Consider the following 8,774-nt stretch of genomic DNA (forward strand, 5'->3'; position numbering starts at 1 on the left):
GATAATGATGGTTTAACCGATTGTGAAGAGACCACAGGAATAGACGATCCGAGTACCCCGAATAATCCGAATGATTATCCAGGAGGCCCAACATCAGACCCAAATAATCCATGTAGTCCATTTGTTAATGGCTGTACGGCATCTTTAGAGGTCACAAAAACAGCCGATGTTTTAGGAATAGCACTTAATGATGTGATTATTTATACAATAGAAGTTGAGAATACTGGTGATGGTATTTTAACAAATTTAAGTTTAACAGATATATTTCTTGATGCTAATGGAAATACATTAGAATTATCAGAATCACCGAGATTTGATAGTTCAAGTTTAGGTAGTTTGGAAGGAACATTATTAGTTGGTGAGATAGCAACATATAAGGCTAGTTTTATTATAACTCAGCAAGCAATTAATGCAGGTGGTGTTAGCAATAGTGTTGTTGCAACAGCCGTATCTCCAACATTAGATAATGTAAATGATACTAGTGACAACGGAGATGATTTTGATGGTAATGTTGAAGATGATGCAACAGTCACAGAATTAGGGTGCTTACTTATATTTAATGAGTTTTCTCCAAATAATGATGGAGTAAACGATACTTTAATTATAAACTGCATTGAAAACTATCCGAATAATAAATTAGAGGTTTATAACCGTTGGGGTAATTTAGTTTATGAACAGAGAAATTATAATAACGATAACGCTTGGGATGGTATTTCGAATGGAAGATCTACAATTAATGCAGACAAAAAGCTTCCAGAAGGAACGTATTATTATGTCCTTGACTTTGGAGATGGATCTAAACCTAAAGTAGGCTGGTTATACATAAACCGATAACATACAAGTAAACAACTAATAAAAGATTAAAAAATGATAAACAAATCATCATTCATAAAAAGTTTAATTTTGGTAGTGTTTACTGCACTATTAAGTTTAGAAATTAACGCACAGCAAGATCCTCAATTTACACATTATATGTATAATACTATGAGTGTAAATGCAGGATATACAGGACAAAGAGATGTTTTAAGCACAACAGCTTTATATAGAACTCAATGGGTTGGTATTGATGGCGCTCCAAAAACAATAACATTTGGCTTGCATTCACCTTTAAGTAATGAAAGAATAGGATTAGGATTAAATATTATTAGCGACCAACTAGGGCCAGCAAAGGAAACAAGTATTGATGCCAATTTTTCTTATACTATTCCTGTAAATGCATCAGGTGATTTAGAATTGTCTTTCGGAATTAAAGGAGGTATTCACTCATTAGATACAGATTGGAGTAAAGGGCTTTTTCAAAACCCAGACAATGCATTTAATGAAAATATAAATTTAATTTCCCCAACATTAGGAGCAGGTTTATATTTGCATTCAAATAGATGGTACCTAGGATTCTCAGCTCCAAATGTTTTAACAACAAAGCATTACGATGACTTTCAAGAATCTATAGCAACAGAGCGGTTACACTACTTTTTAATAGGAGGATATGTGTTTAATTTAAGTAATAACACAAAAATAAAGCCTGCATTTTTATTAAAAGGGGTTTCTGGAGCACCATTAATTGCAGATATTTCATTTAATGCACTATTTAGTGAAAAATTAACATTAGGTATAGCATACAGATGGGATGACTCCATTAGTGGTTTAGCAGGATTCCAGCTAACAGAAGGTTTATTTGTTGGGTACTCTTATGATGCTACAACAACTGCTTTGAATAATTATAATAGTGGAACACATGAAATTATGTTACGATTTGAGTTACAACAAATAGGCAAAATTTTATCACCAAGATTTTTCTAAAGAAAACAGATATGAAAAAAAGAATATACATATTATCTATAGTAAGTTTTTTATCTTTTAATGCTACTTTTTCACAAAAAGCAAAAATTAAAAGTGCGGTAAAGCAGTACGAAAAATTATCATATGCAGATTCAAAAAGTAATCTTTTAAGTTTAGCAAATAAAGGTAACACATCATTAGAAGTTATTGAGAAATTAGCAAATGCCTATTATTTTAATAACGAAATGCAAGATGCATCAAAATGGTATAGCAAGCTAATCGAAGGAAATACAAATATAGAATCAGAAAACTTTTTTAGGTACGCACAAACTTTAAAAGCACAAGAAAATTATGAGGAAGCTAACAAAATAATGTTAGCATTTGCCACAATGAATCCTCAAGATTCTCGAGCAAAAAAAATTTTAAGCTCAACAAACTATTTAAAAGCAATTGAAGAGTTATCAGAAGATTTTGAGCTAAATAATTTAGATATAAATACGCCGTATTCAGATTTTGGAACTTCTACTTACCAAGATAATTTGGTATTTGCATCCTCAAGAGATAAAGATGAAAAAATTTATAGTTGGAATGCACAACCCTTTTTAGATTTGTTTGAATTAAATAAGGATGGTAGTATAAAAGAGATTTTAGGAAATATAAACACAAAATATCATGAATCATCTGCAGCTTTTACAAAAGATGGGAACACTGTTTATTTTACAAGAAATAATTATTACAAGGGAAATTTCAAAAAAAATAGTAATGATTTTCATACCCTAAAAATATATAAAGCAACATTAGTAGAGGGTAAATGGACAAATATAGAATCTTTACCATTTAATAATAGCGAGTATAGTGTAGCACATCCTGCTTTAAGCACAGACGAAAAAAAATTATATTTTGCTTCAGATATGCCAGGAACTTATGGAGCTTCAGATATTTTTGTTGTTGATATTCATGATGATGGATCTTATGGTGAACCAATAAATTTAGGAGCAAAAATTAATACAGAAAGCAGAGAAAACTTTCCTTTTATAAGTGAAAAAAACATACTCTATTTTTCTTCAGATGGACATTTAGGTTTAGGTGGTTTAGATGTATTTAAAATTGAAATTAAAAATATTGAATCTGGTGTGATTCAAAATTTAGGAAAACCAATAAATAGCCCTAAAGATGATTTTGCTTATGTTATTAACGAAACAACACGTAAAGGTTATATTTCATCAAATAGAACAGGAGGAAAAGGTGATGATGATATTTACAGTTTTATAGCTCCAGAATGCTCTAAACAAGTTTCGGGTACATTAATAAATAAAAAGACTCAAGAGGTTTTAGAAGATGCAGACCTTGTGATATATGATGGGAGTAATAAAATTATTAAATCATTGAAAACTGATAATTCAGGTAAATTTCAATTTAACCTAACTTGTAAACAAGAGACTTATACTGTAGAAGCTAAAAAAGAAGATTATAATGATACCTCTACTAATTTTTCAACAAAAAAAACTAGAGATATTGTTTTAACCTTAGCACTAGAACCAGAAATTAAGGCAGCCGAAGTAGGAACAGACTTGTTCAAGCTCTTAAATTTAAAACCTATTTATTTTGATTACGATAAGTCTATAATTCGTCCAGATGCACAATTAGAGCTAGAAAAAATCATAAATTATATGAATGAGTTCCCTTCAGTGAAGATAGACGTAAGGTCGCATACAGATTCAAGGGGGAAAGATGCTTATAACTTTGCACTTTCTAATAGAAGAAATAAATCGACTATAAAGTTTATAGTAGAAAAAGGTGGAATCTCTAAAAACCGATTAACAGGGAAAGGTTATGGAGAAACCAAGTTAGTTAATAAATGTAAAAATGGTGTAAAATGTACAAAAGAAGAGCATCAAAAAAATAGAAGAAGCGAATTTATTGTTGTGGCTAATTAACATCAATTTATGAGGGAAGAAAAGAGCATTCATTAATTTGAATGCTCTTTTTATTTTATGATGCCATAAAAGTATTTCATATTTTTGTCAAACTATGAAAGAAGAACAAGTAATTCTTGTAAACAAAAATGATGAGCAAATTGGTTTAATGCCAAAAATGGAAGCTCACGAAAAAGCCTTATTGCACAGAGCATTTTCTGTTTTTATATTTAATGATAAAAACGAATTAATGTTGCAGCAACGTGCCTTAAGCAAGTATCACTCTCCTGGGTTATGGACTAATACCTGTTGTAGTCATCAGCGCGATGGAGAAACAAATATACAAGCAGGAAAACGTCGTTTAAAAGAAGAGATGGGTTTTGTTGTAGATTTAAAAGAATCTATTTCATTTATTTATAAAGCGCCATTTGATAATGGCTTAACAGAGCATGAATATGACCATGTTATGTTAGGTGTTTATAATGACGCACCAAATATAAATAAAGAAGAAGTTGCTGATTGGAAATGGATGCCAATTGAAGATGTTAAGGTAGATATGGAGTTGCATCCAGAAGTTTATACAGAATGGTTTAAAATTATTTTTAGTAAATTTTACGAACATATTAATTTACAAAAATGAAAGTAACCGTTAGCAGAAAAGCACATTTTAACGCAGCCCATAGACTATATAGAAAAGATTGGACTGACGAAAAGAACAGTTTAATTTTTGGTAAATGCAGTAACCCCAATTTTCATGGACATAATTACGAACTTATTGTTAGCGTTACTGGAAATATAGATAAAGAAACGGGTTATGTTATTGATATTAAAACTTTAAAAGACATTATTAAAGAGAAAATTGAAGACGCCTTTGATCATAAAAACTTAAATGTAGAAGTTTTAGAATTCAAGAATTTAAACCCAACTGCGGAAAACATAGCTGTAGTTATTTACGATAAAATTAAGTCTGAATTAAAACCTGAATTAGAATTAGAAATTACACTTTTTGAAACACCAAGAAATTTTGTGAGCTATTCTGGTGAGTAATACCATATTTATATTTTTATGGAGTTTTAAGGAGATAAATAACTTCTAATTATGCTTCGCTATAAAAGGGTAATGTTTAATTATTTACTTATTTTTGCAACTAAATTAAATTACAAATTATGGCAAATGTTAGAAACCTAAAGAAAGATATAAACTATGTTTTAGGTGATATTATTGAAGCAGTTTACGTTTGGGAATATGCAAACACAGATAAAGACACTAAAAAGAGTGAAGCAATTATTGATGAGGCAATTGAAACCTTTGATATTTTAATAGCAAAAATAAATGCTAAAGATGTTGAAAACCCAAAAGCACACTTTAAAGCAATTAATGCTGAATTAGAAGAAAAAGGGCGAGCATTAATAGAAAAAATTAACAAACTAGGATAAAAATTTTTAACGGAGCACTTGCAATTAATGTTTTTGCGATTATATTTGCAACCGTTAAAACGCCGATGTAGCTCAGCTGGCTAGAGCAGCTGATTTGTAATCAGCAGGTCGTGGGTTCGAGTCCCTCCATCGGCTCCCAAAAGCTTCTCTTTTTAGAGAAGCTTTTTTCGTTTTTTCAAGACAAGAAGTTTATCCTAAGTGTAGTAGAAGGGATTTCTTCCATTGGTTATAAAATAAAAAAGCCTTTCAATTTTGAAAGGCTTTTGTGCTAAGTAAATATTTTAGTTATTTTTTATCAGCTTCTTTTATTTCATCAATAAAAACCTGCAATTCTTTTCCGTATTTTGATGCTTTTACTTTTGGAGTTAAAGAATTATTTATGGTATCTAATAAATTAATATGTGCATTGTAAATTTCTGTTAGGGCTAGGTAAGGAGCAACTTCACTATCTTTATTATTTATAGCAAAATTAACTGTGTATAAATATTTTCGTTTTAATAAACCGTTGTATTCTTTTTCAATCGAATTTACTTTTGCAGTATCTCCTTCTTTTGTAGCTTCAAAACTTTCTTTTATTAAATCCAAGTTTCTGCCATTTAGTTTAGAAATCATAGTTTGATATCCTTCCCATGTGGTTTGCTGTGCAGAACCTTTTATTTTTGCGTCAAAAACAAAGTTTTTTAAGGTGGTGTTAATTTCAGTAATGCCTTTATCAGCAAAAAATGCTATTCGATCGTCCTCGTTGGTATTTTTATTCAAGTATAAAAAGAATACTTCTGGAGATTCTAAATCACTTTTCAACTCAAATCCAGAATTTCCATTAATTACTATAGAATCTACAGTTACAAGCGTTGTGTCTTTTACTTTTTTAAGATAAACAGTTCCTTTTTTTAAACCTTTAATATTAGTTTTAACAATTAAATCGGGTTCTTTGACACACGAAACTATTAATATTAAAAAAGCTAAAAACGATAGTTTTTTCATGATTTCTTATTTTTTTTAGAATAGGCAAATATCTTATAATTTTATTTTAAACACTATACACGAGAGAATATTTATTAAAACTTTAAATGTATTAAAATTATGTTAATATAATTATTGAATTTTAATTTTGGCATAGATATTGTGTTATAAAAAATAATTACATTCTAATAAAAAAGTTTATTGAGTGGTTACTTTAAACTTAGAAAATGTAATTCATATTTTTGGTTGGTTAGTTAGTAAAAAAGCACCTTATTTAAGGTGCTTTTTTTATACAACAAATTGTATTTCATCGATGAAATACATGTTTTTGTCTTTAAATGTTAAAATTACATGCATTTCATCGATTTATTAAGTTTTTTATCGGTATTATATATTTATTAATTATATATTTGGTGTGTACTAAATAACATACTTTTTAGTTCAATGGATTAATTAATTAATATTTGCATTATGTTGTTGGTATAGAGACCCTAAATCTACATCGTAATAAAAAAAGCAAATTGAAAAGAAACCGAGTTTGAGGGAACTCGGTTTTTTTGTGTTTCAATTTTAAGTAATAAACTTATTTTATATAAATTAGCTTTAAAGTTGTAAATAATGAAGTTATACTCAATCTTTTTTTTTCTTTTTTTTTGTGCTTTTGGTTTTTCTCAATTACCAAAAGAATTTACTTATGTAAAAGATAGTATTCCTGATTTAGATGTAGAATTAAGATATAATACATCAAATAATTTTGTTGGTAAACGTGTAGATGGTTATCATTCAAATAAACTTATTTTAACAAAACAAACGGCGCAAGCTTTAAAGTTGGTTCAAGAGGAATTGCAGAACAGAAATTTATGTTTAAAAGTTTATGATGGTTACAGACCGCAACAAGCAGTAAATCATTTTATGCGTTGGGCAAAACAATTAAATGATACCATTAATAAGTCTGTTTTTTATCCAAATGTTAAAAAGAAGAATTTATTTAAAGCTGGATATATTGCAAGCAAATCTGGACATAGTAGAGGTAGTACCGTAGATTTAACTATTATTGATGGTAATACAGGTAAGCTTTTAGATATGGGAAGTCCGTATGATTTTTTCGGACAAGAATCTTGGGTGAATTTTGATGGTATTACAAAACAACAAAAAGAAAATAGGCAACTTTTGCAAACTGTAATGCTAAAACATGGATTTAGAAACTACCCTAAAGAGTGGTGGCATTTTACTTTGCGCCATGAGCCTTTTCCTAAAACTTATTTTGATTTTCCTATAGAATAGAAAAAGCGTTTTAAAATTTAATTAAAACGCTTTTTCTTTTTTGATTGATGAGTTTTATTATTCTTTGCCTACATGCTTTTTTGTTTGTGTAAAACCAATGTATAACCCAATACCAGCCATAAAGAAGATAAGTGCTGGATATATAGCATCCTCATCTAAAGTTGTATAGCTTTCTAAAATAGAAGCAATAAAAACTCCTAAACCAATCCCCATTAATAAAAAAGCTAAATTAAGAACAATAACTTTCCATGATGAACCAGCTTGTTTACTAAAACTAAAAATACTTGCGTCTGCTCCTTTTTCTATAAGCGCTAAGCGTTCTTTGTTTCTTGTAGATAAGTATAAATAGAATATTCCGAAAATGGCTAAGAACAAACTTATTGGGATAATTACTTCTGTTACGTGCATAATGTTTCGTTTTTAATTGATTAATTTTAATGTGTTCATAGCTTATGACGATGCGTTTTTAATTTTGGTTACAGTTTTTATTAAAAATATTTTTTTTCTGAGATGTGTAACCTAAAACAAATTATAGTCGTCTTACTTAAAAATGACCACCAACAACGATCAATATTATATCAACCAAATTATTGATGGCGACACTAATGCATTTTCAGTATTAGTAGATCGTTATAAAGATTTGGTTTTTTCTTTGGCGTTGCGCATGCTAAAGAATAGAGAAGAAGCAGAAGAAGTATCACAAGATACTTTTATTAAAACCTATAAATCGTTGCATAAGTTTAAAGGTGATTCTAAATTTTCAACATGGATTTATAAAGTTACTTACAATACCTGTTTAGATAGAATTAAGAAGAATAAAAAGTATTTTAACGATGTTGCTATTGATGAATTTACCGAGCATCAAATTAAAACAATAGATAATGCTTTAGATAAAATGGAGCAGCAAGAGTATAACAAAACCATACAAGATTGCTTAACTTTGTTACCAAATGATGATAGTTTTTTACTAACATTATATTATTTTGAAGCACATTCTTTAGAAGAGATTTCTAAAATTGTTGGCATTACAGCTAATCATGTAAAAGTGAAAATTTTTAGAAGTCGGAAAAAATTAGCAACTATTTTAAAAAATAGATTAGAACCAGAAATAATTGAATATTATGAAAGAGAACGAAGATAAATACCTTGATGATTTTACAAAAAAGATTATTAAAAAGGCTGCTTTGGAGAGTCCTTCAATTCATTTTACTTCAGAAATAATGTCTCAAGTAGCGGCATTAAATGATAAAAGTGTTACGATTTATAAACCTTTAATCTCTAAAAAAGTTTGGTTTTTAATTGCTTTAAGTTTTGTGGTGCTTTGCACTTATTTAATTTTAGGAACAGAAACCGAAAAGGAAAGTTGGTTAAGCACTTTAGATTTTAATGCTTTATC

10 protein-coding genes, 1 tRNA gene and 1 pseudogene are annotated in these 8,774 nt (G+C 29.0%); 10 read left to right on the top strand and 2 right to left on the bottom strand.

From position 1 onward, the window contains the following. From AADI82_RS11095 to AADI82_RS11125, 7 genes are all read left to right on the top strand, one after another. The coding region (locus AADI82_RS11095; RefSeq protein WP_341216505.1) for a gliding motility-associated C-terminal domain-containing protein at positions 1-834 on the top strand (834 nt) is incomplete at its 5' end. Between the two features lie 33 nt (positions 835-867). Beyond that, the gene (locus tag AADI82_RS11100; RefSeq protein ID WP_341216506.1) at positions 868-1,800 is read left to right on the top strand and encodes a type IX secretion system membrane protein PorP/SprF; all 933 of its coding nucleotides are present in this window, start codon (positions 868-870) and stop codon (positions 1,798-1,800) included. 11 nt (positions 1,801-1,811) lie between these two features. Continuing rightward, on the top strand, positions 1,812-3,716 hold the full coding sequence (locus AADI82_RS11105) for an OmpA family protein (protein WP_341216507.1): 1,905 nt from the start codon (positions 1,812-1,814) through the stop codon (positions 3,714-3,716). A gap of 94 nt (positions 3,717-3,810) precedes the next feature. Continuing rightward, the gene (gene idi / locus AADI82_RS11110; RefSeq protein ID WP_341216508.1) at positions 3,811-4,335 is read left to right on the top strand and encodes an isopentenyl-diphosphate Delta-isomerase; all 525 of its coding nucleotides are present in this window, start codon (positions 3,811-3,813) and stop codon (positions 4,333-4,335) included. Then, positions 4,332-4,742 carry a 6-carboxytetrahydropterin synthase gene (locus AADI82_RS11115; protein WP_341216509.1) on the top strand — a complete coding sequence of 137 codons (411 nt, stop codon included), beginning with the start codon at positions 4,332-4,334 and terminating at the stop codon, positions 4,740-4,742. Before idi ends, AADI82_RS11115 begins: the two co-directional genes overlap by 4 nt. A 119-nt stretch (positions 4,743-4,861) precedes the next feature. Continuing rightward, positions 4,862-5,131, top strand: a complete 270-nt coding sequence (locus AADI82_RS11120; protein WP_341216510.1) for a hypothetical protein — start codon at positions 4,862-4,864, stop codon at positions 5,129-5,131. A gap of 61 nt (positions 5,132-5,192) precedes the next feature. Further along, positions 5,193-5,266, top strand: a tRNA-Thr gene (locus AADI82_RS11125). A 150-nt stretch (positions 5,267-5,416) separates the two neighbouring features. Here AADI82_RS11125 and AADI82_RS11130 read toward each other — a convergent pair. After that, complete coding sequence (locus tag AADI82_RS11130; RefSeq protein WP_341216511.1) at positions 5,417-6,115, bottom strand: DUF4369 domain-containing protein; 699 nt, start codon at positions 6,113-6,115, stop codon at positions 5,417-5,419. Positions 6,116-6,712: 597 nt separating this feature from the next. Between AADI82_RS11130 and AADI82_RS11135 the strand changes: the two genes are divergently transcribed. Beyond that, a complete protein-coding gene (locus AADI82_RS11135) occupies positions 6,713-7,378 on the top strand; it encodes a M15 family metallopeptidase (RefSeq protein WP_341216512.1) in 666 nt (221 codons plus the stop codon). 57 nt (positions 7,379-7,435) lie between these two features. Here the strand turns inward: AADI82_RS11135 and AADI82_RS11140 are convergent, their stop codons facing one another. Then, a complete protein-coding gene (locus AADI82_RS11140) occupies positions 7,436-7,786 on the bottom strand; it encodes a DUF6249 domain-containing protein (RefSeq protein WP_341216513.1) in 351 nt (116 codons plus the stop codon). A 142-nt stretch (positions 7,787-7,928) separates the two neighbouring features. On the opposite strand from AADI82_RS11140, the gene AADI82_RS11145 reads away from it, so the two are divergent. Together AADI82_RS11145 and AADI82_RS11150 are read left to right on the top strand one after the other, a co-directional pair. After that, entirely contained in the window at positions 7,929-8,519 is a 591-nt protein-coding gene (locus AADI82_RS11145; RefSeq protein WP_341216514.1) for a sigma-70 family RNA polymerase sigma factor, read from the top strand. After that, positions 8,500-8,774 (top strand): annotated as a pseudogene (locus tag AADI82_RS11150) (hypothetical protein); the annotation flags it as partial. The gene AADI82_RS11145 and the pseudogene AADI82_RS11150, both read left to right, overlap by 20 nt.

The organism is uncultured Wocania sp., from assembly GCF_964021735.1.
Classification (GTDB): Bacteria; Bacteroidota; Bacteroidia; order Flavobacteriales; family Flavobacteriaceae; genus Wocania_A.